We start from the raw sequence: 23,699 nt of genomic DNA, 5'->3' as shown, positions 1-23,699 counted from the left end.
TTAGCTTGCGCTGCATCCCCGAATGTCGACTGCGTGATTTGCACCCAACACGGTGATCCGAATTTCCGACCGATCCAGCGCAAACGGTCCACCGGATGCATTAATCACCTCAGAGGTTGCGATCAGAGTGTTGCCGGTTCGCGTCGTCTCGGTCTGCGAAGCCCAGAGCGCCGGGTTCCCCGGCTCGATCACGGCCACCTCGCGACCGCCTGCCGAGGGCATGGTCACCCGGGCCTCGATCTTCATCCCGTCTGATGTGGGTGAGAGGTGACAGGTGGTTTGGGCCACTCTGGCCTCGTGTTCGGAAAAGGGCCTTTGTGCCAGTGCAGCGGCGATGGTGGGGTTGCGCCCGGCGTCTGCGTTCAGCGTGTGGTCGAAATCCAGCTGTTCCGGGATGCAAACATCCTTGCAGACGCCCAGATCCATCGTTCCCTGCAGGCGTACGGGCTTGGCCGGGTTTTTCGGCGTGATCTCGACTGGCAAAACCAGTTGGTTTTCGTAGCCGATTGATTGCAATCCGTTCTGGTCAAAAACACTGGGTGCGGGCCATGTAATCGACACATCCCCGACGTTGTTCGAACGGTTCCAGTCGAATTGCGGCGGAATGCCAGCATCCCCCGGCGCACGCCAATAGGTTTTCCAACCGTCCTGCAGCGTCACACGCACGGCGCTGAGGTACGTTCCTTTAGCGGTGCGTCCGCCATCCAGAATATCCAAAGCGGCAATGGGGCCGTTGACCTGCGCTGTTGCAGGTAAGGCCAGACCAAAGGTTATGGCGATTGCTGGTAATACATTTTTTACGCTCATGGTTCATAAATGCGCGGTTGCGGCACAGAATCCAAGTCACGTTCCGGTAACCGGGATGAAATCTGCGGAAATGTGCGCTGATCCCTTGCCAATCCGGGTGACCAAGGGTCATTGTTGAAGCATACCTGATAAGAGATGTCGGCCCATGGATCTTACCGGAAAACTGTTGATTGCGATGCCTGGCATGGGCGATCCGCGTTTTGATCATTCGGTGGTGTACCTGTGCAGCCATGGCGAAGATGGTGCTATGGGGTTGATTATTAACAAACCTTCGGATCTGCGGCTGAAAACTCTGTTGAGTCAGCTCAACATCCCCTGCCGGATTCCGGTTGTGGGTGAACGTTTGGTCCATTTCGGCGGTCCGGTCGAGATGTCGCGTGGTTTTGTCCTGCACAGCTCGGATTACGAGGCGAACCTGCATTCCATGCACATCACGGATGAGTTCAGCATGACGGCAACGCTGGACATCCTAGAGGATCTTGCCTCGGGGCGCGGGCCTTTGAACTCCACTTTGGTGCTGGGCTATTCGGGTTGGGGACCTGGTCAGCTTGAGGATGAGATCGCGATGAACGGCTGGCTCACGACCGAGGCGTCGTCCAAGCTGGTCTTCGATGTAGCCGATGATGAGAAATGGGGAGATGCGCTTGCGACTTTAGGCGTTGACCCCTTGATCCTGTCTGCCGAGTCCGGACGCGCCTGATCAGCCGTTACGCGGGGCGGCAGCGCGGCGCAGACGGTCGTTAATGGCCGCACCCAAATCATGTTCGGGAATTTGGGTCACCGCAATTGGTCTGCCGGTGTCATTCAGGGTGTGCAGTGCGGCGAACAGGTTGGCAGCGGCCTCGGCAAGATCACCTTTCGCTGACAGGTTCAGATCGCAGTCCACCGGGCCAAACCCCAGTAGAACTTCATCGCCTTGGGCGGTGCTGGCGTTCAGACGAACGGGCGCATCCGGAGCATAATGCGATTGCAGCTGGCCTGGCGCGTTCAGCGCATCACCCGGCTGGTGGTGGTGCAGCTGAGTATCCAGAACCACCTCGATCTGTTCCAGCGAAACGCCGCCGGGGCGCAAAAGGGCAGGCTCGCCCGCAAGGCCCACGATGGTGCTTTCCAAACCGACCCCGCAAGGCCCATCATCCAGCACCGCAGCGATGCGCCCATTCAGGCCGGACAGGACGTGCGCGGCTGTGGTCGGGCTGATTTGCCCGGACGGATTGGCAGATGGCGCGGCGACCGGGCCGTCGAATTCGGACAGTAGCGCACGGGCCGCAGGGTGGGCTGGCACTCGCACGGCGAGAGTGTCCAGCCCGGCTGTCACCAGCGATGAAATCCCGTGATCCGGTCGCAGTGGCAGAACCAGAGTCAGCGGTCCGGGCCAGAACGCGGCCACTAAGGCCTCGGCCTGATCGGACCATGTCACGAACCGCTGGGCGGCTTCAATCGAGGCCACATGCGCAATCAACGGGTTGAAGCTGGGTCGTCCCTTGGCGGCATAGATGCTTGCCACCGCTTCTCCGTTACGGGCATCCCCGCCCAAGCCGTAGACCGTCTCTGTCGGGAAAGCCACCAGAAGGCCTTGCCGCAGCAGGTCTGCCGCCTGCGCAATTCCGGCAGGATCGGCGTTTAATGTCAGAGTGCCGTTGGGGATCATTGGTGGTGACGCCGCGTTTTGATTGCGTATAGCATTTGGACCGATACCTATTCGGTGGAACCCAGATGCATAAAGGTGGGCGGTGGAAATTCCAAGCCCGTCGGCGTAAACGCAATCAGACAGCCTAGAGGGAAGACATGCCATATCGCGCCCCAATCTCTGATTATGAATTCTTGTTCCGCCACGCGGTTAATTTTGACAAGATCGCTGCTACCGAGAAATTCTCGGAAGCCAGCGACGATGTGGTCAGTGCCATTCTGACCGAAGCCGGAAAACTGTGCGAAGAGGTGATGGCCCCTCTGCAACGCCCCGGTGATCTTGAGCCCGCGCGCTTGGAAAACGGCGTGCTGCGTACCTCGACCGGGTATGCTGGTGGCTGGAAAGCCATAGCCGAAGGCGGCTGGGTCGGGATGAGTGGTGATCCGGATTATGGCGGCATGGGTCTGCCGATGACGCTGACCACCGCCGTGAATGAAATGATGTCTGCCGCCTGCCTGTCGCTGCAACTTGCGCCGCTGATGACACAGGGCCAGATCGAAGCGCTGGAACATCACGCCAGCGATGAGCTCAAGGCGCTGTATCTGCCTAAGATGATGGCAGGTGAATGGTCTGGTACCATGAACCTGACCGAACCACAGGCCGGGTCGGATGTGGGGGCGTTGACTTCGAAAGCCGAAGCCAACGGGGATGGCACCTTTTCTGTGACAGGGCAGAAAATCTTTATCTCATGGGGTGACAACGATTTTGCTGAGAATGTCTGCCATTTGGTACTGGCGCGCCTGCCCGATGGCGTTCCCGGAACCAAGGGCATTTCGCTGTTCCTGGTGCCCAAGCTGCTGCCGGATGAGAACGGCAATCCCGGTGTGGCCAATGATCTGAAGGTCGTATCGGTTGAGCACAAGATGGGCCTGCACGGCTCACCAACCTGCGTGATGCAGTTTGACGGTGCCAAAGGCTGGCTTGTAGGCAAGGAACATGGCGGCATGGCCGCGATGTTCACCATGATGAACAACGCGCGCCTAGGTGTTGGCGGTCAGGGTGTGGGTGCAGCCGAAGGTGCCTATCAGCACGCGCTGGCCTATGCGTTGGAGCGGAAACAGGGCAAAACCCCCTCGGGCACCATTATCGACCACGCGGATGTGCGTCGGATGTTGATGAGCATGCGTGCTGACACTTTTGCTGCGCGTGCGATTATGCTGGCCAACGCCGCGGCCATCGATATGGCCAACGCAACGGGCGACGTTGATTGGATGTCTCGTGCCGCTCTTTTGACGCCGATTGGCAAGGTTTTTGGCACCGAGACGGGAATGCGCGTATCTGAGACCGGTGTTCAGGTCCACGGCGGTATGGGCTTCATCGAAGAATCCGGTGCGGCTCAGTATTACCGCGACGTCCGCGTGACCGCGATCTACGAAGGCACCAACGGTATTCAGGCGATGGATTTGGTGGCGCGCAAGATGATGGATGGCGGCGAGGCGGCCTCGCGCCTACTGGACGAGATCGAAGATCATGCCGAACAGGCGCGGGCGACCATGCCCGAACTGGCTGGCCCGGTTTGGGAAGCGACCGAAAGCTTGCGCGAGACGACCGAGTGGATGGTGGCGCAGTCTGATTTGAACAACCGGTTTGCCGGGGCGTTGCCCTATCTGCATGCCTTTGCCCGCGTTTTGGGTGCACATTACCACCTGCAGTCGGCTCTGGCTGAACCGGGTGGCCCGCGCTTTAAACTGGCCCGGTATTACATCAACGCGCTGCTGCCTGAATATGCCGGACTGCTTGTTCAAGCACAGAACGGGTCGGATGATGTATTCGGGCTCAGCGCCGAGGAGTTTGTATCCTGATGGACGGAGATACCCCTTTGGCTATCAGATATCCCTGGTCTGAGCCTCCAGCCGAGGGCGAGGCGACCGAGGTTGCCGAAGGTGTTCTGTGGATGCGTTTGCCGCTGCCCATGGCGCTGGATCACGTTAACATTTACGCGCTGGACGATGGCGACGGCTGGACCGTGATCGACACAGGAATGTCGTCGAACAAAACACGGCGCATCTGGGAAAAGCTGATGGCAGGCCCGTTGGCGGGCAAGCCGATCACGCGGGTGGTTGTGACTCATCATCACCCCGATCACGTGGGCAATGCGGGTTGGTTCCAATCCGAACATGGCGTGGAACTGGTGGCGTCGCGAACGGCCTGGCTGTTTTCGCGGATGCTACAACTGGATGTTCAGGAAAGCTGGCCCCAGGAGACGCTGGACTATTACCGCAGTGCAGGAATGGCACCCGACGTGCTGGCCAAGCGGATGGCCGAGCGCCCCTTCAATTATTGCGACACTGTTTATCCGATGCCGCTGGGTTTCACCCGGATCAAGCAAGGCAGTGTGATCCGCATGGGTGGGCGCGACTGGGATGTTCATATGGGCAATGGTCATGCACCAGAACACGCCACGTTCTGGAGCCGAAACGACAATCTGGTGGTCACCGGCGATCAGATCCTCAGTTCGATCAGTCCCAACCTGGGTGTCTATGTCACCGAACCTCTGGCGGATCCGGTTGCTGAATGGCTTGAGGCCTGCGAACGGCTTCAGGGGCTGGCGCGACCCGATCATCTTGCGCTGGGCGGGCACAAGCTGCCATTCACCGGGCTGCCCATCCGGATGAGGCAACTGATCGACAACCACCACAGTGCATTGGATCGTTTGGAAAAGTATTTGGACCAGCCCAAGACCGCTGCCGAATGTTTCATGCCCTTGTTCAAACGGCAGATCAGCGGTGGCGAGTATGGGCTTGCGCTGGTCGAAGCGGTTGCACATCTGAATCATCTTTACCACATTGGAGCTGTCACCCGGACGCGCCGCGCGGACGGGGCGTGGGAGTTTCAGCGCAAAGGGTAAAGCTATGCAGGATCAGATCGAAACCTCGGCCGAGGCCGCCGAAGCCGCAGCTTTGCCGCGCTGCTACGAAGTGCATTCCGACCCCGAAGCAAAGTCAGGCGCAAAAGACCTGCCCGGTCCGTTGCAAAAACCGGTTGAAACAAAAAGCCCCGCGCAATGGGCGTATGAACGTCTGATCCTCTATATCCAGAATTTCGAGAAGACCCTGACAGGCGACCAAGAGGTTGCGATGGGATTCACCGGCGGGGACGCAGGCGTCATGCGGATCGAGGGGATGGGGTATTTTGATCCCGATATCATCACCTTTTATGGGTCCGATGCGACCGGCGCGCGCACTCAGCTTGTACAACATGTCAGCCAGTTGAACGTGATGCTGCGGGCCCTGCCCAAATCGGTCGAGGACAAACCCGCTAACCGGATCGGGTTCCGTCTGGCGGCGGATCTGGAAGAAAGCTGATCACCTGACTTGCAATTCACGTCTGCGCAGCCTTGAATGAGTTTACCATTCAAGGGGGCCTCGCGTGACCACTTTCTCTGCCGTTACAAGTGCCTACAAAGGTGCGTGGGCCCGTCGCCGTGTCTTTGTGCCGATCTATCTTGTTGTGCGCCTGCTTTTGGTTGCGCTGATTGCGCCCGGCGTGGCGATCACGGTGAATCTTGCCGTATCGCTATCCAACCAGACGGCGCTGACTGATCAGGCGATCGCTGCATTCATCCTGTCTCCTGCCGGGTTTATTGCGGCCGTTGTGGTGCTCAGCCTGTTTCTACTGGCCGAAGTGTTTGTCTTCTCGGTCATGGCCGGGTCGCTGCGGATGGCAGAGCCGGACCCATGGCGCGCCGGCAGTTCTTCGATCAGGCTGATCCTGTCGCGGCTTCCATCCCTGTTCGGATTTGCGGTGCGCTTTGTTGTGCGCGTTTTGCTGTTGGTTCTGCCCTTTGCGATCGTTTCTGCCGTGATCGCGTGGTGGACGCTGACTGAATATGACATCAACTATTATCTGACATTCCACCCGCCCTCATTCTGGGTGGCTGTGGTGCTGATCGTGGCGGTTGCGCTGTCTATGGCCTGGGTGTTGATCCGACGCCTGTCAGCCTGGGCTTTGTCGCTGCATTTGGTTTTGTTCGAGGGCGTTCACCCCGGACATGCGTTTGGCATCAGCGCCAGCCGGATGGAAGGTAAGCGCGGACGCCTCAAGATAGAATTGGCCATCTGGCTGGCTGTGCGCCTTGTCATCGCCGCCGTGATCGCCTGGGTGGCCGGGCTTTTGTTCGCGCTGGTGCCGCTGCAAGGCGCAGCCAATCTGAGATTGGCCCTGATTTACAGCTTGGCCGTCGCCGGTATCTGGTCGCTGGCCGGACTGGTATTGGCAGCCACAGCTCTGGGCGCATTGGCAGTGCTGCTCGATGGATTCTTTGATATCCAGACATCAGAACCACCGCGTCCTGAGCCGCGCAACCTGCGCAGAACAATGGTCACGGCTGTTGGGGCCGCCATCGTTGCTGTTCTTGTTGGGATATGGTTCGGGCAGAACCTTCTGGAAAGGGTGCAGGCACCGGACCGTGCAGAGGTTATCGGTCATCGCGGCGCTGCCGCGCTGAAGCCCGAAAACACGATGGCCTCGGTTCTCAAGGCGATTGAGGACGGGGCAGACTGGGTTGAGATCGACGTGCAGGAAACTGCGGATGACGTGGTCATCGTCGCCCATGACAGTGATTTCATGAAACTGGCCGGTGTTAACCTCAAAGTGTGGGATGCCACGATGGAGGATATCGATCAGATCGACATCGGTAGCTGGTTTGGCCCTGAATACGCAGATGAGCGGACGCCGACGCTGCGCGACGTGCTGGAGGCCGCGAAGGGCAAGGCCAAGGTCATTATCGAGCTGAAATACTACGGCCACGACGTAGACCTTGAGAATCGGGTTGTCACTCTGGTCGAAGAGCTGGGCATGCAGGACGACATTGCAACGATGTCCCTGAAATACCCGGCAGTGCAAAAGATGAAGACGATTCGCCCCGACTGGCGCGCCGGTGTTTTGGCCGCGACTGCTGTGGGTAATATCTCAGGTCTCGAAGGTGATTTTGTTGCGGTGAACGCCGCGATGGCGACGCCGGGTTTGGTCAATTCGGTCCATGCGGCGGGTAAGGATATCTATGTCTGGACAGTGAATGATCCGCTGCAAATGTCGGCGATGGCGTCAATGGGGGTGGATGGGCTGATCACGGACCGACCAGCGATGGCGAATGGAGTTCTGCGTGTGCGCGCCGAAATGGGGCCGGCAGAGCGGTTGTTGCTATGGCTGGCGACGACCTTTGGCATGTCCTTTGATACTGAGGCGATGCGCGATGAAAGCCCTTAAACTGGCAGCAATCCTTTTGTTGAGTGCCGCGCCAGCCTCCGCGCAAGACGTCATGCGCAGCTTTGAGCTACCAGCACATCGCGCCCTGATGGCGGAGCGCAGCAGCGCAGAGTTGACCCCGTTTGAAACGGATGGCTGTTCGGGTGGTCTTTCAGCCAGCTGGCGCTTTGTGGCGGATACGTTCCCCAGCTTTCGGGGACTGTATGAGGCGCACCCACCGTGGGAATACTGCTGTGTGACCCATGATCGCGCCTATCACCGTGCTGGCGGGGCTTTGCGGGCCGAAGACAGCTATGACGCGCGCCTGTCCGCAGACGACAGCCTGCGTGCCTGCGTCAAACAGCATGGGACAGACCATGCCGAGGAATATGCCGAACGCTATGAGATGACGGCCGAACAGATTCGCACCGCCCATTCCGTTACCGCCGAGGCGATGCACGCGGCGGTCCGATTTGGCGGCGGCCCCTGTTCGGGCCTGCCCTGGCGTTGGGGTTTTGGGTATCCGGGGTGCTCGGTGTTTCCTCCTTTGTCCCCTGCGCGCGAATGACGTGGTGACAGGCCCCGGATTTTCCATTATCCAACATTTCAAACACGCGAATTAGGATTCTGAGACTCATGGCTGAACACAAGCACGGCGAAATGGATATCACTGTTCAAACCAAAACCTTTGATGGGTTCGTCAAAGCCACCACATGGTGTGTGGTTGCCATCGCCCTCCTTTGCCTGTTCCTGGCGGTCTTCGCCGCATAATCCAAAACGGGGTTGACCTTGATCCGGATTTTGATTGCCTGCCTGCTGGCAGCAACTGTTGCTGGCTGCACGGGATCGCAGCGCCCGCAAGCCGACCGGGCCGAGGTCGTTGCCCGATCCTATCGTGATCCGGGGCCTTCGACCCTGACGCTGTATACGATGATCAGCACGCGCACCGGGTCTGGTGCCCATACTTCGTTGATGATCAGCGGCAGCGAGCGGGTGATCTTTGATCCTGCGGGGTCTTTCCGCGCAGATGTGGTTCCGATCAAGGACGACGTGCTGTACGGTATCACCCCGAATGCCGAGCGCGCCTATCGCAGTTCGCACGCGCGCGAGACACATTATGCGCGTATCCAGACGATTCAGGTAAGCCCGCAACAGGCCGAGATTGCCTTGCAGCTGGCCAAACAATCCGGTCCGGTCGCTGGCGCCTATTGTGCGAATTCCACCGCGTCGCTGCTGAAGCAGGTTCCGGGGTTCGAACAGATCGACGTGACCTTTTTTCCGGTCAAGCTGTCGGATCAGTTCGGTCAGATTCCGGGTGTTGTGACAACGGAGTATCGTGAGAACGACGATGCCGACCTGCAAAAAGGTCTGGCCGCCAACAATGCGGCACTGAACCAACTGGAAACGGTCTCAACCCAATAAGTACAGCAACACGTACAGGATTGCGGCGCCGCTGAAGATTGCTGCCAGCACATTCTTTGTGATCACTCCAACGCTTAGCGCAACCGCGGCGGCCGCCATCCGTGGAATGTCGGGCTGCCCTTCGGTTGCGGTTGGCCAAACAACCAGCGGTGCAATCAGGGCGGGCAGGATGGCGACAGCGGTATAGCGCAAGTGGCGCAACAGCCAGGGAGGCATCGGGCGATCCCCGACGAGGCCGATAAAGACAAACCGCAAACTGTAACTGCCAATGGCAAGTCCAATGATGATGGACCAGATCGTGACCGGATCAACAGGGGTCATTGTGTGGCCTTTCTGCGTTCGGCGAACAATTCGGCCTGAGCACCGGCCATCATGCCGGCACATCCGGCAATCAGCAGGCCCAGATTGTATGGGATGCCAGCGGTCATCAAAGAAACGAAAATGGCGACCAGCGCAGCCACCACATGGGGTAGGGTGCGCATCATTGGCCCGATCATTGCCAGAAATGTAATCGGCAAGGCAAAGTCCAGCGCCCAGCTTTCGGGAATGCGTGTGCCAAGAACCGCGCCCAGGTAGGTCGCCAATATCCATAGCGGCGTGATGGGTGTGACCGAGCCCACGAAATAAGCCATGCGCTGGGGCACTGTCATCCTGGGTTCTTTTTCAAACTGCACAATCGAACAGGCATAAGACTGATCGACAGTCAGGTAGGCGGCACAGGCCCGCTGCCACATCGGCGCAGCGCCCAGATAGGGCGTCAGTGACGCTGAATACATCGCCATCCGCAGGTTCACCGCCAGGGCAGAGACAAGAATAATGGCCGTCGGCGTCTGATCCTGCAGCAATTGCAGTGCGGCAAACTGCGCAGCACCCGCAAAGACGGTGGATGTGAACGCCATGGTTTGCACGATACTCAACCCGGCCTCGGTTGCGAACACGCCGAACAGGGTGCCAAACGGGATCGCCACAAAAATGAACGGGGTCCCGTCGCGAAAACCCTTCCAGAAGTATGACTTGGATGTGGTGTCTGCCATGGCTAAATCCTATGGTGATCCCCGCAGCAGTAGCGGTCTTGGGAAAGGGTTGCAATTGGCCACGGAACAGAACCAGTCAGGCTACATCATCGCCCCAGATCCCGGTGCGCCCCGCCTGACCCGCGCCGTTGAAGGCGTGGACCAGAATGGTGAGGTCAGCCAGATCTCGGTGGTCGAGGAACGCCCGCTGACGATTTTCTTGAATTCGCAAGAGATCGTGACGGCGATGACGATCGGTGACTACCCCGAGTATCTGGCGCTGGGGTTCCTGCGCAATCAGGGGATGCTGCTGGTCGATGACGACATCACGCGCGTCGATTACGATGAAGATCTGGAAACTGTAGTGGTACGCACTGCGCGCGAGACCTCGTACGAGGACAAACTGAAGAAAAAGACCCGCACCAGTGGCTGTGCGGTCGGCACGGTGTTCGGTGACATGATGGAAGGATTGGAGAACGTGCGCCTGCCGCAGGTCTCGGTCCGCACGTCGTGGCTCTATGATCTGGCGGCCAAGATCAACCGCACCCCGTCGCTGTATCTTGAGGCTGGGGCGATCCACGGCACTGTGCTGTGCCGCGAAAACCGCCCGCTGGTCTATATGGAAGACGTGGGCCGTCACAACGCTGTCGACAAGATCGCGGGTTGGATGCTGTCAGAACATGAGGGGGCTGAAGACAAAATCCTCTACACCACCGGACGCCTGACCTCGGAAATGGTGATCAAGACCGCGATGATGGGCATCCCGGTTCTGGCGTCGCGATCGGGCTTCACCGCATGGGGCGTAGAGATTGCGCGCGAAGTCGGACTGACACTGATCGGTCGGATGCGTGGGCAGCGCTTTGTATGTCTTTCAGGTGAGGACCGACTGATGCGTGATGTGGATCCGGCGACTGTGGCGGTCGAAGATAAGAAACACAAAAGGAAAAGTTCCCAGTCCTGAAATCCGTTGGGTAACCAGTCGTTCTGAGAAAAATCTGCAAGTTCCGGAAGATATACACTAAGGTGGAGCAACTCAGAGTGGAATTTTGGATGGTTGCCACGTAGGGAAGCTATGGAATTAATCAGTTTAATTGCACCGGTCTTCGCGGTGATCTTGACGGGGTACGTGTTTTCTTGGACGAATCTTCTGGGTGAAGACACGTCAGAAGCTCTGGTGCAGTTTGCGGTTTACGTCCTGATCCCCGCCATCATGTTTTACCTGATTGGTCAGGAGGAGTTTGAGAACCTTCTAAACTACGGTTTCTACGTGTCGTATGGCGGTACGATACTGGCTCTTTTTGCCGTCCTGTTCATCGGTTTGAAGGCGCTGACGAGTTTTCAGGTCGGATCAGCAACCGTTTTGGCCTTTGCTGGCGTTGCCTCGAACACAGCGTTGGTTGCGCTGCCCATCCTCCATGCGATTTTTGGATCAAAGGGGGCGCTGCCGGCCGTATTGGCAAATCTGGTGGTCGCCATTCTGCTGTTGATCATGACCACCATTCTAGAGACCTCGGCCGGGCACAAGGCAAGCGCCAAGACACCCATTTACAAGATCCTCCTTAATGTTTTGAAAAACCCGATAATCGCGGCAACGTTGTTGGGCGTTCTTTACTCTTTCACAGGTATTGGGTTTTCTGACGCCGTCTCGGATTATTTAGAGCTTATGAGCCAGGCGCTTGCAGCTGTTGCGCTGTTTGCGATCGGGTTCACCACAAGTGTTCGCACGATTGTTCAGACTGGACCGATGATCCTGTTCTTGACAGTAATAAAACTTCTCGTTGTTCCGGGGGTGGTGCTGCTTGCGGGGCATTTGATCGGCCTGGATCCGCTTTGGATCATTGCGGCGACGGTCTCTGCAGCAGCGCCCACGGCAAAGAGCATCTTTTTGCTGGCCAAACATTATGATCAGGAGCCGCAACTCGCCGCTCACATCGTGTCGGCGACCTCGTTCCTGGCGGTCGGGACTTTGATCCTGTGGCTGTTTGTCCTGCATCATCTGCATCCTACCGCGTTCCAATTGAATTGAGTTCGCTCTACAAAGTTGCGATCTATTGATCACTTGGACGCAAGCAACAAGGTGCAGCAATGAACACCCCTTTGGGCGTAATCCTCGCAGGCGGCCTCGCCACCCGTATGGGCGGCGGCGACAAGGGTCTGTTGCAGATCGGGGGCCAAAGCCTGCTGTCTCATGTCATTGACCGGTTTGGCCCGCAGGTCGGCGGTCTGGCGCTGAACGCCAATGGCGACCCCGAGCGGTTCGCCGATCTGAACCTGCCGGTTCTGCCCGATACCATTGAAGGTTTCGCCGGGCCGCTGGCCGGCGTTCTGGCTGGACTCGACTGGGCTGCTAAGCAAGGCGCCGACAGCATAGTCACAGCCGCTGCTGATACGCCGTTTTTTCCACGCGATCTTGTGGCGCGGCTGACCGACGCTGCCCAAGGGCAAACACATCCTCTGGTGCTGGCCACCACGCCGCGCACCGGGGATGAAGCGCTAAAGTCCGGCGGCGGCAAGCGGGTCAACAGGCATCCGACATTTGGGCTCTGGCCTGTCGCGCTGCGCGATGATCTGCGGGATGCCTTGAATGACGGGCTGCGCAAGGTTGTGCTGTGGACCGACAAACATGACGGTCGTGAAGCTTTGTTTCCTGCGGAACCTTTCGATCCCTTCTTCAACGTCAACACGCCCGACGATTTGGCGCGGGCGCAAAAACTGCTGGAGCAGGCATGAGGGTCTACGGCGTCACCGGCTGGAAAAACGCAGGCAAGACCGGCCTAGTGGAGCGGTTAGTGACCGAGATTACCGGGCGCGGCTTTTCAGTTTCGACGGTCAAACATGCCCATCACGCGGTCGATGTCGACCAGACCGGCACCGACAGCTTCCGCCATCGAGAAGCCGGTGCGTCCGAGGTGTTATTAGCATCCGGCAAGCGTATTGCCGTGATGCAAGAACTGCGCGGAGCACCTGAGCCGCCTTTGGCTGATCTTCTGGCTCGGCTGCTCCCGGTCGATCTCGTACTGATCGAAGGGTTCAAACGAGAAAGCCACCCCAAGGTCGAAGCGTTTCGTGCCGAGGCCGGCAATGCGTTGATGGCCCCGGAAAACAGTACGATCCGCGCTGTCGCCAGCGATACGCCCCTGCAGTTACAGGTTCCGGTGTTTGATCTGGACAACACCGCCGCAGTCGCGGATTTCATCTTGAAAGAGGTCGGATTATGACGCCGCCAAACATCACGCCTCCGCCCCTGCGAAATGATTGTTTTGCCTTGCCTGCCGGGGTCAACTGGACACCTGTGGACGACGCGCTGGCCTTGTTGCGATCTCGGTTGACGGTGGTGACTTCGGTCGAAACGGCTCTGATCGGGCAGGCTGTGGGGCGGATACTGGCAGAAGACGTTATTGCGAAACGTTCAAACCCGCCGCAACCAAACACGGCCGTGGATGGTTATGGGTTTTCCGGGGCTGCACCCGAGGGTCCCCAAGTGATGCCGCTGCAGGATGGGCGCGCTGCGGCTGGCATTCCGTTTGATGGCTCGGTGCCACATGGCAAGGCGCTGCGCGTGTTGACCGGCGCAGCGCTGCCTACTGGCGTGGATACGGTCATACTAGAAGAAGACGTGACCGTTCAGGATGGTCACATCGCCTTTCACGGCCCGCTGAAACAGGGCGCAAATACCCGCAAAGCTGGCGAAGACGTGGCCGAGGGCGATTTGGTTCTGCCTGCCGGGCGCAAGTTGACCCCCGCAGACATGGCCCTTTTGTCGGCTGCCGGGATATCCGAAGTCGCGGTACGCAAGACGCTGCGCGTTGCGGTGCTTTCAACCGGGGATGAGCTGGTCGAACCCGGAACGCCCGCCGGACCCGGCCAAATATTTGATGCCAACCGTCCGATGTTGTTGTCGATGATCGCGCGACTGGGCTATGAGCCGGTGGATATGGGGCGCGTGTCTGACGACCGGGAAGATCTGCGCAACAGGCTGGGCAAGGCGTCGGAACAGGCCGACGTCATTCTGACCAGCGGCGGCGCGTCCGCCGGGGATGAGGATCACGTCTCGGCCCTGCTGCGAGAGGCCGGTGCGATGCAGGAGTGGCGCATTGCGCTAAAGCCCGGCCGCCCCTTGGCGTTGGGTATGTGGAACGAAACGCCCGTATTTGGCCTGCCGGGTAATCCCGTCGCTGCCAAAGTCTGTACGTTGATCTTTGCCCGCCCTGCGCTGGGTCTGATGGCGGGCGAGGGCTGGTCCCAGCCGCAGGGGTTCGACCTGCCAGCCAATTTCGAGAAGCGCAAAAAACCGGGGCGGCGCGAGTACTTGCGGGCCCGTGTCCGAGACGGTTGGGTCGAGGTTTTTGCCTCGGAAGGGTCGGGTCGTATCAGCGGCCTTAGCTGGGCCGAGGGGTTGGTCGAGATTCAGGATGGTGCATGCCACATCAGGCCGGGCGAACTGGTGCGGTTTATTCCCTATGGCAGCTTTGGGCTGTGATCAATCGAAGGTACCTGCGACACGCCCCAGCAGCATGAACGCACGGGCGGTTCGCGTGTCGCCCAAAGCGGTCAGGTCCGCGTCGCTGGCAACCGGTTCAAATTCAACGATCATGTGATCAAAACGGCGTAGGAAATGATGCACGGCGTCCCGGAATATCGGGTCCTGCTTCATCCGCGCTGCCGTCAGTGCCAGCGAAGACCGGTCCCTGATCCCGCCCAACGCGGCAACCGCGCGGCCGCGCGCACCCTGTGCGAATTGCCGCCAGATTTCGGGACGCGCCATATCCGGGCGCAGGTCATCCATATAGATGCCTTCCTGGCTCAGCAGTGTAAGCACGTCTTGCGAAGCCTGCACCAGTTGGGCGGTCTTGCGATCCCGTAGCGCCAGCCTAAGGGCGTCGAACCCTTCAGCATCATCCTGCGTTTCCGGGAAATTCAGCGCTCGAATGAAGGTATCGGTCGTCAATGGCGGCGCGATATCTTCGGCCGGGGTGCCAAGTTCCAAAGACGTCTGGTCGCCTGTGGCAACAGATGCTTCGCCGCGAACCGGTTCGGTCCGTTTCGACGAAAACGTCGCCAGCGCGGTTTCTGCTTTTTTGGCGGTCCCGGCGATTTCGTCCAGCTTTTTGCTGACACCGGGTTCTTGCAAGCTAGCGGCGCGCTGTTGCTGAATCACGTAAGCGTGACGGATTGCATCTATCGCTGTCTGCAGCCGGGCGCTTTCTTCGCGCATGACGCGACTGGCGCGCATCGCCATAGCGGCGACCCAAATCATCGCCACCGGCATGAAAACAGCCAGCAGGGTCACGACGAATCCGCCGCCATCGACCTTGTCGGGAAGCACCAGAAACACAATCGACACGATTAGCCAAACCACGCTAAGCGCGATGGCAACAATCTCGATCTCGGTTACCGAAGGATGCGAAGGCTTGTCATATATCCCCAAAGGGGTTGGCCGTTCGGGATCTTGTTCGGGATTGGGCTCTGACATGGTCAAGGCTCCGGTCAGGCATACTCGATACTTAGAACTTCATAGGACCGCACACCGCCGGGGGTGCGTACTTCGACACTGTCGCCTTCTTCCTTGCCGATCAATGCCCGCGCGATGGGGGATTTGATATTCAGCAGGCCGTTTTCGATGTTGGCTTCGTATTCGCCAACAATCTGCCAGGTCTTTTCCTCGTCAGTGTCTTCATCCACCAGGGTGACCTTTGCGCCAAATTTGATCGCGCCGTTCAGTTTGGCGGGGTCGATCACATCGGCAAGCGACAGAATGCCTTCCAGCTCTTTGATGCGACCTTCGATGAAGCCCTGCTTTTCGCGGGCCGAATGATACTCGGCATTCTCTTTCAGGTCGCCCAGCTCGCGCGCTGTTGCGATGGCTTCGATGATCGCCGGGCGCTCGACGGACTTGAGGTTTTTGAGCTCCGCCCCAAGCGCGGCATTACCCGCAGGCGTCATTGGAATTTTTTCCATGTTCTTGTCGTCCACGCATAAATTGGTTCGCCCCGCCGCATGAGACACGCGTCGGGGCGATTTGATGGGTCGTCAATTAACTGACCCAAATGAGGCGTGAATTGCAAGGGGGCTTGGTCGCACAACGCGCGGATTACGGCCTATGGTGTTCGGGAAAAGTTTGAATCGCCAATACCCTGCCACGCTCGTGGCTCTCGGGGCATTGGCGATGAAGAATCTATCGGGTGTTTCCCAGAACTCCTTAATCGTAGCTAATCACTTCGAATTCGATGTCATTGTCGTCATTGAAATAGAACCGCCGACCCGGTTCATAATCAGCATGGGACTTGGGCGTAAAACCGGCGTCGATCACCTTCTGCTCGGTCGTGTCGATGTCTTCGACCAGAACGCCCACGTGGTTCAGCCCTCCGACGATGTCATAGCTGCTTTCCCCGGACGGTTGTGGATCGCTGGGCGCGTAAAGCGCCAGATAGGTGTGCTTGGAGCCCACGTGAACCGTGTAACCGCCTGCAATTGCCGGGCCTTCCCAGCGTGTTTTCCAACCGAACACCTTGTGCATCCACGCGGCCGAGGCCTGCGGGTCGCGAACGGTGAAGTTGGTGTGTTCAAGTGTCGCCATCATGGGATCTCCTTCGTGTTTTGAGGCTTGTCCCGACTCACCATAATTCCTAAACCTAACTTTAGATCAAGGGATTTTTCAGGAGGATGTGATGGCGGCTTCGGAAGGGTTGGCAATTGGCGCATTGGCCCGACGCACAGGCTTGGCCGTTTCGGCGATCCGGTACTATGAGGCGCAAGGTCTGATATCGCCCTGGCGCAATGCGGGCGGGCAGCGGCGATATCAGCGCGCAGATATCAGGCGCCTGAGTTTTGTGATGATTGCGCAGCAGTTCGGCCTGACCTTGCCCGAGATCCGCGAGGTCCTGTCTGGCCTGCCTGGAAACCGCACGCCAACACCGCAGGATTGGCAGGACATCAGCAAGGGGCTAAGGGCCCATCTGGACCAGCGAATCGATACCCTGACGCGCTTGCGCGACAATTTGGATGGCTGCATTGGCTGCGGATGTCTAAGCCTGCCGAAATGCGCCCTCTACAACCCGGATGACCGCGCAAAATCCAATGGTAGCGGTCCCAGGTACCTGATGGGGGACTCACCAGAGGCATAACTGCCGCATTGCAGCAAAGTTACGCCGTGTTTTGATTGACCAAGGTGTTTGCGACCATGTAATCAGCCGTGAAACAAAATTGCGCAGAGCATGCTGTGAAAGCGCCAATTCGGAAAGTTAGCTAGGGAGCCCGCGATGGCCGAGATTGAACGCGAAGCGATGGAATACGACGTGGTGATCGTGGGCGCAGGCCCCGCGGGCCTGTCGGCGGCCATCCGTCTGAAACAGCTGGATGCCGACCTGAACGTCGTGGTTCTGGAAAAGGGCTCGGAAGTGGGCGCGCATATCCTGTCGGGCGCGGTTCTGGACCCTTGCGGGCTGGACGCACTGATCCCGGACTGGAAAGAAAAAGGCGCGCCGCTGAACGTGCCGGTGCATGAAGATAACTTCTACATGCTGGGCGAGGCGGGCAAGATTCGCATTCCCAACTTCCCAATGCCGCCGCTGATGAACAACCACGGCAACTACATTGTTTCGATGGGTAATGTTTGCCGCTGGATGGCTGAACAGGCGGAAGAGCTGGGCGTGGAAATCTTCCCCGGCATGGCGTGTTCGGAACTGGTGTATGGCGACAATGGCGAAGTCAAAGGCGTCGTCGCCGGTGTCTTCGGCCTAGAGCCTGATGGATCATACGGGCCGCAGACCGAGCCAGGTATGGAACTGCATGGCAAGTACGTCTTCCTGTCGGAAGGTGTGCGCGGTTCGCTGTCCAAGGAAGTCATCGCCAAGTATGACCTCGCTGCTGGCAAAGAGGTGCAGAAATACGGCGTGGGCATGAAAGAGATCTGGGAGATCGACCCGGCCAAGCACAAGGAAGGCTCGGTCACGCACACCATGGGTTGGCCGCTGGGCAGCAACGCGGGCGGCGGGTCATTCATCTACCACCTTGAAAACAATCAGGTCTATGTCGGTTTCGTGGTTCACCTGAACTACAAGAACCCGCATCTGTATCCGTACATGGAATTTCAGCGCTTCAAGCATCACCCGATGGTGGCCGAGCTGCTGAAAGGCGGCAAGCGCGTCGCTTACGGTGCCCGTGCGATCACCGAGGGTGGTTATCAGTCTATGCCCAAGCTGGTTGCGCCGGGCGTGGCTCTGTTGGGCTGTTCCGCAGGCATGGTCAACGTGCCGCGCATTAAGGGCAACCACAACGCGATGTTGTCGGGCAAAGCGGCGGCTGAAGCGGCGTTTGACGCCATCAAGGCCGAGCGTTCGGGTGATGAACTGACCGCCTATGAAACCGACGTGCGCGAAGGTGCAATCGGCGCAGACCTGAAGAAGGTGCGCAACGTCAAGCCGCTGTGGTCGAAATACGGCCTGACCGCCAGCCTGATGCTGGGCGGCATGGATATGTGGACTAACACGCTGGGCTTTTCGCTGCTGGGCACGCTGGGTCACGGCAAGAACGATGCTGAATCGACCGAAGAGGCCAGCAAGCACAAGCCCATCGATTATCCAAAGCCCGATGGCAAGCTGTCCTTTGACCGTCTGACCAACGTTTCCTTTGCGATGACCAACCATGAGGAAAGCCAGCCTTGCCACCTGAAGTTGGCCGATCCGGAAATCCCGGTCAAAGTAAACCTGCCCAAGTTCGACGAACCGGCGCAGCGCTATTGCCCGGCCGGTGTGTACGAGATGGTCGAGGATGAAGATGGTGCGCGATTCGTCATCAACTTCCAGAACTGCGTCCACTGCAAAACCTGCGACATCAAGGACCCCAGCCAGAACATCACATGGACCACGCCGCAGGGCGGGGATGGACCGAACTATCCCAACATGTAAGCGAAAACATGGGCAATGGCGGGGTCGTGAAGGCTCTGCCATTGCCTCTTTCCGGTCAAAGCCCTAGCTTGTTGTCCAGTCAACGATAGCAAGGCAGGATTTTGGTGGCTTCCCTCGTTCGTCGCGCGGCATTTGCCGCGCTGTTAACCTCGGCATTTGCATTCCCGGCGCTGTCGGACTCTGGCTCCGGGTCGTATCTGGCCGGGCGTCAGGCGATTTATCAAAGCGATTATATTTCTGCCGAGAAATACTATGCGCAGGCCCTGCGCGCCGACCCTGAAAATGGCAAACTTCTGGAAAACGTCGTCGTAGCGCGTCTTGCATTGGGTGAGATTGAGCGCGCGCTGCCGGTTGCGCAGTCAATTGGGGCGCTCGAACTGCCAAGTCAGGCGGCAAAGATGGTCATTATGGCCAACCTGATCGACGACGGAAAGCTCGATGAGCTGCTTGCACGTGATCCTGAAACCCAAGGCGTTGGGCCACTAGTAGATGGCTTGGTTCTGGGTTGGGTCTATGTGGCGCAAGGTGCCATGACCAAAGCGATGGAAAAGTTCGACGAAGTCGGCACCCAGGAGGGGCTTCTGGAATTCGCGCTTTACCACAAGGCGTTGGCGCTGGCGTCGATTGGTGACTTCGAAGGGGCCGAAGAGATTTTTGCGGCAAACAACGGGGCAGTGTCGCGGTTCTCGCGCCGGGCGGCCTTGGCCCGGACCGAAGTATTGTCGCAGCTGGACCGCAACGAAGACGCCCTGCAATATCTGAAAGACGTTTTCGCGGCGGGCAGCGACCCATCCATCGAAGGTTACGTGGCGCGTTTGAAGGCGGGTGAAACGTTGCCGTTTACACACATACCGTCGGCGCAGGACGGTATGGCTGAAGTGTTCTTTTCTGTTGGTGCCGCGCTCAGCAGCGAGGCGTCACAGGACTATGTACTTCTCTATGCCCGGATTGCCGCTTTCCTGCGCCCGGACCACGTGGACGCAATCCTACTAAGCGCCGAGTTGCTGGATGCACTGGAACAATATGACCTGGCCGTCGAAGCCTATCGCACGGTGCCGTCCACCAGTAGCGATTACCACGCGGCCGAGTTGGGCCGGGCCGAGGTTCTGAGCCGTTCGGGAAAAACGGACGCTGCGGCCGAAGTTTTGCAGAACCTCGCGGCGCAAAGCCCCAGCCTGCCCAGTGTGCATGTGGCCCTGGCTGATCTGCAACGGCGGCAAGAAAACTATGTCGATGCCGTTGGGACCTATGACACTGCTATCGACCTGACAGAGCAGGGTGTCAGCGGCAACTGGTTTTTGTATTACGCCCGCGGTATCTCGCATGAACGTCTCAAGCATTGGGAAGCGGCTGAGGCCGATTTCCGTCGCGCGCTGGAACTGAACCCTGATCAACCACAGGTTCTGAACTATTTGGGCTACTCGCTGGTCGAACGGCAGGAAAAGCTGGACGAAGCACTGAACATGATCGAACGCGCTGTCGCGGCGCGCCCTGATAGCGGCTATATTGTCGACAGTCTTGGCTGGGTTCTGTTCCGACTGGGCCGCTATGACGAAGCCGTCGCGCATATGGAGCGTGCGGTCGAACTGATGCCGGTTGATCCTGTGGTAAACGACCACCTTGGCGATGTCTATTGGGCAGTGGGCCGCGCGCGCGAAGCTGAATTTCAGTGGAAGCGTGCTCTGTCCTTTGTTGATCCAGACGACACGGATGGTGAGGCCGACCCCGAGCGCATTCGTCGCAAGATTGAGGTGGGCCTGGACGCGGTCTTGACCGAAGAAGGCGCCGATCCCCTGAAAGTCGCCAATGGCAATTGAGGGTTTTGCGCCCGCCAAGATCAACCTGACCCTGCATGTGACCGGCCGACGCGATGACGGATATCATCTGCTGGACTCTCTCGTCGTGTTTGCAGATGTCGGGGATAAGCTGGAATTCACGCTGGGGTCAGAGCTGTCGATGTCAGTGGCCGGTGAACACGCCAAGGGCGTTCCGGCGGATGACCGAAATCTAGTCTGGAAAGCCGCCGTCGCTGCTGGATGGACCGGGCATATCAACCTGAACAAAGCGCTGCCCCACGGTGGTGGCATTGGCGGCGGATCATCCGACGCCGCGGCGACATTGCGCATGATTGCAGATCAGGGCGTGGCTATCCCCAGCGAAATTGCCCTGACCCTTGGTGCGGATGTGCCGGTTTGCATGATGGCAAGGGCCACCCGGATGCGCGGCATCGGCGAGCGGTTGCAGCCGGTCTCAATGCCGCAATTGCCGGCGCTTTTGGTCAATCCTGGTGTTGAAGTCCCAACCGGTGCCGTATTCTCTGCCTTGCAGAGCCGCAACAACCCGCCAATGCCCGATGATATCCCGGTCTTTGAAACGCCCAAGGCATGCGCGGATTGGGTGCAGGAACAACGCAATGACTTAGAGCCGCCGACAAAGGGCATCGCACCCGAGGTTGCCCGGGTGCTGGATGATCTGTCGGATACGAAAGATGTTCTGCTGGCTCGGATGTCAGGTTCGGGTTCGACCTGTTTTGCGCTCTACCCAACCATGAAAGCCGCCCATTTCGCAGCTTACGAGATTGGCGCGGCGCACCCCGATTGGTGGTGCCGCGCCACGCAGCTTAATTGAGGCGCGAAACCACGTAGTCGGCCAGATCGCGCAGCAACGACCGGATCTCGTGATCCGGCAGCGCATCCAGCGCGGTCTTGGCTTTGGTGGCCCACCCAAATGCATCCGACCGTGTGGCGTCCAGCGTGCCGTATTTGTTCATCAGGCTCAGCGCATGGTCCAGATCGCCGTCTTCCTGACGGCCTCGACCAATTGTACGCTCCCAAAAGGCGTGCTCTTCCGGGGTGGCCTGTGCGATAGCCTTGATGACGGGCAAGGTCAGTTTGCGCTCGCGGAAGTCGTCGCCGATATTCTTTCCGGTCGCCTTGCTGTCACCCTGATAATCCAACAGGTCATCGGCAATTTGGAACGCAATTCCCAGCGCATCGCCGTATTCGTATAGCGCCTTAACCTGATCCTCAGCCGCGCCAGCAATCACGCCGCCCACTTCGGTCGCGGCGGAAAACAGCGCGGCGGTCTTGCCGCGCACGACCTGCAAATAGATTGCCTCGGTAGTGCCCAGATCGGTGGCAGCTGTCATCTGCAACACTTCGCCCTCGGCAATGGTGGCCGAGGCATTGGCCAGAATGTCCAGCACCCGCAGCGACCCGGTCTCAACCATCAGCTGGAAACTGCGGGAAAACAGGTAGTCGCCGACAAGAACGCTGGATTTATTGTCCCACAACAAGTTCGCCGTGGGGCAGCCACGCCGCTGTGCGCTTTCATCAACGACATCGTCGTGCAACAGGGTTGCGGTGTGGATGAATTCAACCGTCGCGGCCAGTCGCACGTGATGATCACCTGGATAGTCAAACATCCGCGCCGCCGCCAGCGTCAGCATTGGGCGCAGACGCTTGCCGCCTGCTTCAACCAGATGCGCAGTCACTTCCGGGATGCGCGGTGCGTGTTCCGAGGCCATGCGCGTGCGGATCAACTGGTTTACGGCATCCATTTCGCCGTCCAGAATCTCGGCCAGTCGCTCATGCGGTTTCGAGATCGTGTCGATGTTCATCACTCTCCTGATACAAGGCTCGACTTCCGCCTTGCCTTGCCCTTACATCCATCCCCATGAAAGAACTTTTGCGCAGCACCGATCCGACGATTCTGGCCTTTGCTTCTGCCCTTCTTGAGGGCGAGGATATAGACTGCTTTCAGATGGACGTAAATATGAGCATCCTCGAAGGAGGCATAGGAATCTTTCCGCGCCGCCTGATGGTGCGAGCCGACGACCTGACCCGCGCAGAACGAGTAATGCGTGACAACGAAATCCCGCTGGGCAGATGAACCTGTTTTCCGATAGTGAATTGACCAAAAATGACTTTCTGGGCGGGCGTGTGCGTTTGTGTCAGCCACGCGCAGGGTATCGTGCAGGTGTTGACCCGGTTCTGCTGGCAGCGGCGGTCCCGGCGACACGTGGTCACACTGTGCTGGAATTGGGCTGCGGCGCGGGTGCCGCGATCCTGTGCCTGCTGGCCCGTGTGCCGGGTCTGCAGGCCGTTGGGGTCGAGTTACAGGCAAGCTATGCAGAATTGGCACGCCGAAACGCCGCGGAAAATGACGCGCCGCTAGAGGTACTCGAGGCCGATATCAGTGCATTGCCAGCTACGCTCAAACAGCGGCAATTCGATCATGTACTCGCAAACCCGCCTTATTACCGTGCTGGTGCGCATAGCGCGGCCGATAACACGGGGCGTAGTATTGCGTTGGGCGAGCAAACGTCTTTGGAGACATGGATTGACTGCGCGGCCAAGCGCCTCGCGCCTCGTGGGTACTTGCATATGATCCAGAAAGCCAACCGTCTTCCCGACATATTGATGGCATGCGAAGGGCGGCTGGGATCGGTCGAAATCCTGCCGCTGGCTGCCAGAGCCGGTCGTAAGGCCGAACTGGTAATTTTACGGGCCAGAAAGGGTGGCCGCGCCGATTTTCAGCTGCATGCGCCGGTCGTTTTACACGACGGGGATCGGCACGAACGTGATGGGGAAAGTTATACGCCAATGGTCTCAGACGTATTGCGCGAAGGGGCCTCGCTGCCGGGGTTTTCTGATCAATAGGCATTAACCAGCC

The 23,699-nt window shown here is 58.7% G+C and carries 27 protein-coding genes; 19 read left to right on the top strand and 8 right to left on the bottom strand.

The window, feature by feature from the left end:
• Positions 1-807 (bottom strand): protein-disulfide reductase DsbD domain-containing protein, encoded by an 807-nt coding sequence (locus tag RUA4292_RS17970; RefSeq protein ID WP_058278836.1) that lies wholly within the window; start codon positions 805-807, stop codon positions 1-3.
• Positions 808-952: 145 nt separating this feature from the next.
• Here RUA4292_RS17970 and RUA4292_RS17965 point away from each other — a divergent pair, with 145 nt between their 5' ends.
• Positions 953-1,507 carry a YqgE/AlgH family protein gene (locus RUA4292_RS17965; protein ID WP_058278835.1) on the top strand — a complete coding sequence of 185 codons (555 nt, stop codon included), beginning with the start codon at positions 953-955 and terminating at the stop codon, positions 1,505-1,507.
• Here RUA4292_RS17965 and RUA4292_RS17960 read toward each other — a convergent pair whose 3' ends face one another.
• Entirely contained in the window at positions 1,508-2,458 is a 951-nt protein-coding gene (locus tag RUA4292_RS17960) for an L-threonylcarbamoyladenylate synthase (RefSeq protein WP_058278834.1), read from the bottom strand.
• 137 nt (positions 2,459-2,595) lie between these two features.
• Between RUA4292_RS17960 and RUA4292_RS17955 the strand changes: the two genes are divergently transcribed.
• The 7 genes from RUA4292_RS17955 (at position 2,596) to RUA4292_RS17925 (ending at position 9,106) form a co-directional block, all read left to right on the top strand.
• Positions 2,596-4,299 carry an acyl-CoA dehydrogenase family protein gene (locus RUA4292_RS17955; RefSeq protein WP_058278833.1) on the top strand — a complete coding sequence of 568 codons (1,704 nt, stop codon included), beginning with the start codon at positions 2,596-2,598 and terminating at the stop codon, positions 4,297-4,299.
• The gene (locus RUA4292_RS17950) at positions 4,299-5,345 is read left to right on the top strand and encodes an MBL fold metallo-hydrolase (RefSeq protein ID WP_058278832.1); all 1,047 of its coding nucleotides are present in this window, start codon (positions 4,299-4,301) and stop codon (positions 5,343-5,345) included. The genes RUA4292_RS17955 and RUA4292_RS17950 overlap by 1 nt, the downstream gene beginning before the upstream one ends.
• A 4-nt stretch (positions 5,346-5,349) precedes the next feature.
• Positions 5,350-5,802, top strand: a complete 453-nt coding sequence (locus tag RUA4292_RS17945) for a DUF6173 family protein (protein WP_058273581.1) — start codon at positions 5,350-5,352, stop codon at positions 5,800-5,802.
• A gap of 64 nt (positions 5,803-5,866) precedes the next feature.
• Positions 5,867-7,705 (top strand): glycerophosphodiester phosphodiesterase, encoded by a 1,839-nt coding sequence (locus tag RUA4292_RS17940; protein WP_058278831.1) that lies wholly within the window; start codon positions 5,867-5,869, stop codon positions 7,703-7,705.
• Positions 7,692-8,252, top strand: a complete 561-nt coding sequence (locus RUA4292_RS17935; RefSeq protein ID WP_058278830.1) for a hypothetical protein — start codon at positions 7,692-7,694, stop codon at positions 8,250-8,252. Before RUA4292_RS17940 ends, RUA4292_RS17935 begins: the two co-directional genes overlap by 14 nt.
• Positions 8,253-8,320: 68 nt before the next feature.
• A complete protein-coding gene (locus tag RUA4292_RS17930) occupies positions 8,321-8,455 on the top strand; it encodes an aa3-type cytochrome c oxidase subunit IV (RefSeq protein WP_058273578.1) in 135 nt (44 codons plus the stop codon).
• A gap of 18 nt (positions 8,456-8,473) precedes the next feature.
• A complete protein-coding gene (locus tag RUA4292_RS17925) occupies positions 8,474-9,106 on the top strand; it encodes a hypothetical protein (RefSeq protein WP_058278911.1) in 633 nt (210 codons plus the stop codon).
• Here the strand turns inward: RUA4292_RS17925 and RUA4292_RS17920 are convergent.
• Together RUA4292_RS17920 and RUA4292_RS17915 are read right to left on the bottom strand one after the other, a co-directional pair.
• Positions 9,095-9,427, bottom strand: a complete 333-nt coding sequence (locus tag RUA4292_RS17920; protein ID WP_058278829.1) for an AzlD domain-containing protein — start codon at positions 9,425-9,427, stop codon at positions 9,095-9,097. The two genes, RUA4292_RS17925 and RUA4292_RS17920, sit on opposite strands and share 12 nt — an antisense overlap.
• Positions 9,424-10,140: an AzlC family ABC transporter permease gene (locus RUA4292_RS17915; protein ID WP_058278828.1), complete on the bottom strand. Its 717-nt coding sequence runs from the start codon at positions 10,138-10,140 to the stop codon at positions 9,424-9,426. The genes RUA4292_RS17920 and RUA4292_RS17915 overlap by 4 nt, the downstream gene beginning before the upstream one ends.
• Here RUA4292_RS17915 and RUA4292_RS17910 point away from each other — a divergent pair.
• From RUA4292_RS17910 to RUA4292_RS17890, 5 genes are all read left to right on the top strand, one after another.
• Complete coding sequence (locus RUA4292_RS17910; protein ID WP_233493490.1) at positions 10,139-11,080, top strand: formate dehydrogenase accessory sulfurtransferase FdhD; 942 nt, start codon at positions 10,139-10,141, stop codon at positions 11,078-11,080. The two genes, RUA4292_RS17915 and RUA4292_RS17910, sit on opposite strands and share 2 nt — an antisense overlap.
• Positions 11,081-11,191: 111 nt before the next feature.
• The gene (locus RUA4292_RS17905) at positions 11,192-12,145 is read left to right on the top strand and encodes an AEC family transporter (protein ID WP_058278827.1); all 954 of its coding nucleotides are present in this window, start codon (positions 11,192-11,194) and stop codon (positions 12,143-12,145) included.
• Between the two features lie 59 nt (positions 12,146-12,204).
• Positions 12,205-12,849 (top strand): molybdenum cofactor guanylyltransferase MobA, encoded by a 645-nt coding sequence (gene mobA, locus RUA4292_RS17900; RefSeq protein ID WP_058278826.1) that lies wholly within the window; start codon positions 12,205-12,207, stop codon positions 12,847-12,849.
• Positions 12,846-13,337 carry a molybdopterin-guanine dinucleotide biosynthesis protein B gene (gene mobB / locus RUA4292_RS17895; RefSeq protein WP_058278825.1) on the top strand — a complete coding sequence of 164 codons (492 nt, stop codon included), beginning with the start codon at positions 12,846-12,848 and terminating at the stop codon, positions 13,335-13,337. The genes mobA and mobB overlap by 4 nt, the downstream gene beginning before the upstream one ends.
• The gene (locus tag RUA4292_RS17890) at positions 13,334-14,599 is read left to right on the top strand and encodes a molybdopterin-binding protein (RefSeq protein WP_058278824.1); all 1,266 of its coding nucleotides are present in this window, start codon (positions 13,334-13,336) and stop codon (positions 14,597-14,599) included. The genes mobB and RUA4292_RS17890 overlap by 4 nt, the downstream gene beginning before the upstream one ends.
• On the opposite strand, the gene RUA4292_RS17885 is transcribed toward RUA4292_RS17890, so the two are convergent.
• The 3 genes from RUA4292_RS17885 to RUA4292_RS17875 form a co-directional block, all read right to left on the bottom strand.
• Positions 14,600-15,592 (bottom strand): hypothetical protein, encoded by a 993-nt coding sequence (locus RUA4292_RS17885; RefSeq protein ID WP_058278823.1) that lies wholly within the window; start codon positions 15,590-15,592, stop codon positions 14,600-14,602.
• A gap of 14 nt (positions 15,593-15,606) precedes the next feature.
• Positions 15,607-16,077, bottom strand: a complete 471-nt coding sequence (greA, locus tag RUA4292_RS17880; protein WP_058278909.1) for a transcription elongation factor GreA — start codon at positions 16,075-16,077, stop codon at positions 15,607-15,609.
• Positions 16,078-16,318: 241 nt separating this feature from the next.
• Positions 16,319-16,699 carry a VOC family protein gene (locus RUA4292_RS17875; protein ID WP_058273569.1) on the bottom strand — a complete coding sequence of 127 codons (381 nt, stop codon included), beginning with the start codon at positions 16,697-16,699 and terminating at the stop codon, positions 16,319-16,321.
• A gap of 88 nt (positions 16,700-16,787) precedes the next feature.
• On the opposite strand from RUA4292_RS17875, the gene soxR reads away from it, so the two are divergent.
• The 4 genes from soxR to RUA4292_RS17855 all read left to right on the top strand — a co-directional run bounded on the left by soxR (position 16,788) and on the right by RUA4292_RS17855 (position 21,653).
• Positions 16,788-17,243: a redox-sensitive transcriptional activator SoxR gene (gene soxR / locus RUA4292_RS17870; protein ID WP_058278822.1), complete on the top strand. Its 456-nt coding sequence runs from the start codon at positions 16,788-16,790 to the stop codon at positions 17,241-17,243.
• A 135-nt stretch (positions 17,244-17,378) separates the two neighbouring features.
• Positions 17,379-19,025: an electron transfer flavoprotein-ubiquinone oxidoreductase gene (locus RUA4292_RS17865; protein WP_058278821.1), complete on the top strand. Its 1,647-nt coding sequence runs from the start codon at positions 17,379-17,381 to the stop codon at positions 19,023-19,025.
• 104 nt (positions 19,026-19,129) lie between these two features.
• Positions 19,130-20,842 (top strand): tetratricopeptide repeat protein, encoded by a 1,713-nt coding sequence (locus RUA4292_RS17860; RefSeq protein ID WP_058278820.1) that lies wholly within the window; start codon positions 19,130-19,132, stop codon positions 20,840-20,842.
• Entirely contained in the window at positions 20,832-21,653 is an 822-nt protein-coding gene (locus tag RUA4292_RS17855; protein WP_058278819.1) for a 4-(cytidine 5'-diphospho)-2-C-methyl-D-erythritol kinase, read from the top strand. Before RUA4292_RS17860 ends, RUA4292_RS17855 begins: the two co-directional genes overlap by 11 nt.
• Here RUA4292_RS17855 and RUA4292_RS17850 read toward each other — a convergent pair.
• The gene (locus tag RUA4292_RS17850) at positions 21,646-22,644 is read right to left on the bottom strand and encodes a polyprenyl synthetase family protein (RefSeq protein ID WP_058278818.1); all 999 of its coding nucleotides are present in this window, start codon (positions 22,642-22,644) and stop codon (positions 21,646-21,648) included. The two genes, RUA4292_RS17855 and RUA4292_RS17850, sit on opposite strands and share 8 nt — an antisense overlap.
• Before the next feature lie 56 nt (positions 22,645-22,700).
• On the opposite strand from RUA4292_RS17850, the gene RUA4292_RS17845 reads away from it, so the two are divergent.
• Positions 22,701-22,916: a putative signal transducing protein gene (locus RUA4292_RS17845; protein ID WP_037316655.1), complete on the top strand. Its 216-nt coding sequence runs from the start codon at positions 22,701-22,703 to the stop codon at positions 22,914-22,916.
• Positions 22,913-23,686 (top strand): tRNA1(Val) (adenine(37)-N6)-methyltransferase, encoded by a 774-nt coding sequence (locus RUA4292_RS17840; RefSeq protein ID WP_058278817.1) that lies wholly within the window; start codon positions 22,913-22,915, stop codon positions 23,684-23,686. The genes RUA4292_RS17845 and RUA4292_RS17840 overlap by 4 nt, the downstream gene beginning before the upstream one ends.
• Positions 23,687-23,699: the final 13 nt, after the last annotated feature.

The organism is Ruegeria atlantica (assembly GCF_001458195.1).
GTDB classification, from domain to species: domain Bacteria; phylum Pseudomonadota; class Alphaproteobacteria; order Rhodobacterales; family Rhodobacteraceae; genus Ruegeria; species Ruegeria atlantica.
This window is presented reverse-complemented; position numbering and strand designations above follow the sequence as displayed.

Excerpts from the sequence above, each read along its gene's own strand:
- RUA4292_RS17970 (WP_058278836.1), bottom strand. The coding sequence starts at position 807 with ATGAGCGTAAAAAATGTATTACCAGCAATCGCCATAACCTTTGGTCTG.
- RUA4292_RS17965 (WP_058278835.1), top strand. The coding sequence starts at position 953 with ATGGATCTTACCGGAAAACTGTTGATTGCGATGCCTGGCATGGGCGAT.
- RUA4292_RS17960 (WP_058278834.1), bottom strand. The coding sequence starts at position 2,458 with ATGATCCCCAACGGCACTCTGACATTAAACGCCGATCCTGCCGGAATT.
- RUA4292_RS17955 (WP_058278833.1), top strand. The coding sequence starts at position 2,596 with ATGCCATATCGCGCCCCAATCTCTGATTATGAATTCTTGTTCCGCCAC.
- RUA4292_RS17950 (WP_058278832.1), top strand. The coding sequence starts at position 4,299 with ATGGACGGAGATACCCCTTTGGCTATCAGATATCCCTGGTCTGAGCCT.
- RUA4292_RS17945 (WP_058273581.1), top strand. The coding sequence starts at position 5,350 with ATGCAGGATCAGATCGAAACCTCGGCCGAGGCCGCCGAAGCCGCAGCT.
- RUA4292_RS17935 (WP_058278830.1), top strand. The coding sequence starts at position 7,692 with ATGAAAGCCCTTAAACTGGCAGCAATCCTTTTGTTGAGTGCCGCGCCA.
- RUA4292_RS17930 (WP_058273578.1), top strand. The coding sequence starts at position 8,321 with ATGGCTGAACACAAGCACGGCGAAATGGATATCACTGTTCAAACCAAA.
- RUA4292_RS17920 (WP_058278829.1), bottom strand. The coding sequence starts at position 9,427 with ATGACCCCTGTTGATCCGGTCACGATCTGGTCCATCATCATTGGACTT.
- RUA4292_RS17910 (WP_233493490.1), top strand. The coding sequence starts at position 10,139 with ATGGCTAAATCCTATGGTGATCCCCGCAGCAGTAGCGGTCTTGGGAAA.
- RUA4292_RS17915 (WP_058278828.1), bottom strand. The coding sequence starts at position 10,140 with ATGGCAGACACCACATCCAAGTCATACTTCTGGAAGGGTTTTCGCGAC.
- RUA4292_RS17905 (WP_058278827.1), top strand. The coding sequence starts at position 11,192 with ATGGAATTAATCAGTTTAATTGCACCGGTCTTCGCGGTGATCTTGACG.
- mobA (WP_058278826.1), top strand. The coding sequence starts at position 12,205 with ATGAACACCCCTTTGGGCGTAATCCTCGCAGGCGGCCTCGCCACCCGT.
- mobB (WP_058278825.1), top strand. The coding sequence starts at position 12,846 with ATGAGGGTCTACGGCGTCACCGGCTGGAAAAACGCAGGCAAGACCGGC.
- RUA4292_RS17890 (WP_058278824.1), top strand. The coding sequence starts at position 13,334 with ATGACGCCGCCAAACATCACGCCTCCGCCCCTGCGAAATGATTGTTTT.
- RUA4292_RS17885 (WP_058278823.1), bottom strand. The coding sequence starts at position 15,592 with ATGTCAGAGCCCAATCCCGAACAAGATCCCGAACGGCCAACCCCTTTG.
- greA (WP_058278909.1), bottom strand. The coding sequence starts at position 16,077 with ATGGAAAAAATTCCAATGACGCCTGCGGGTAATGCCGCGCTTGGGGCG.
- RUA4292_RS17875 (WP_058273569.1), bottom strand. The coding sequence starts at position 16,699 with ATGATGGCGACACTTGAACACACCAACTTCACCGTTCGCGACCCGCAG.
- soxR (WP_058278822.1), top strand. The coding sequence starts at position 16,788 with ATGGCGGCTTCGGAAGGGTTGGCAATTGGCGCATTGGCCCGACGCACA.
- RUA4292_RS17865 (WP_058278821.1), top strand. The coding sequence starts at position 17,379 with ATGGCCGAGATTGAACGCGAAGCGATGGAATACGACGTGGTGATCGTG.
- RUA4292_RS17855 (WP_058278819.1), top strand. The coding sequence starts at position 20,832 with ATGGCAATTGAGGGTTTTGCGCCCGCCAAGATCAACCTGACCCTGCAT.
- RUA4292_RS17850 (WP_058278818.1), bottom strand. The coding sequence starts at position 22,644 with ATGAACATCGACACGATCTCGAAACCGCATGAGCGACTGGCCGAGATT.
- RUA4292_RS17845 (WP_037316655.1), top strand. The coding sequence starts at position 22,701 with ATGAAAGAACTTTTGCGCAGCACCGATCCGACGATTCTGGCCTTTGCT.
- RUA4292_RS17840 (WP_058278817.1), top strand. The coding sequence starts at position 22,913 with ATGAACCTGTTTTCCGATAGTGAATTGACCAAAAATGACTTTCTGGGC.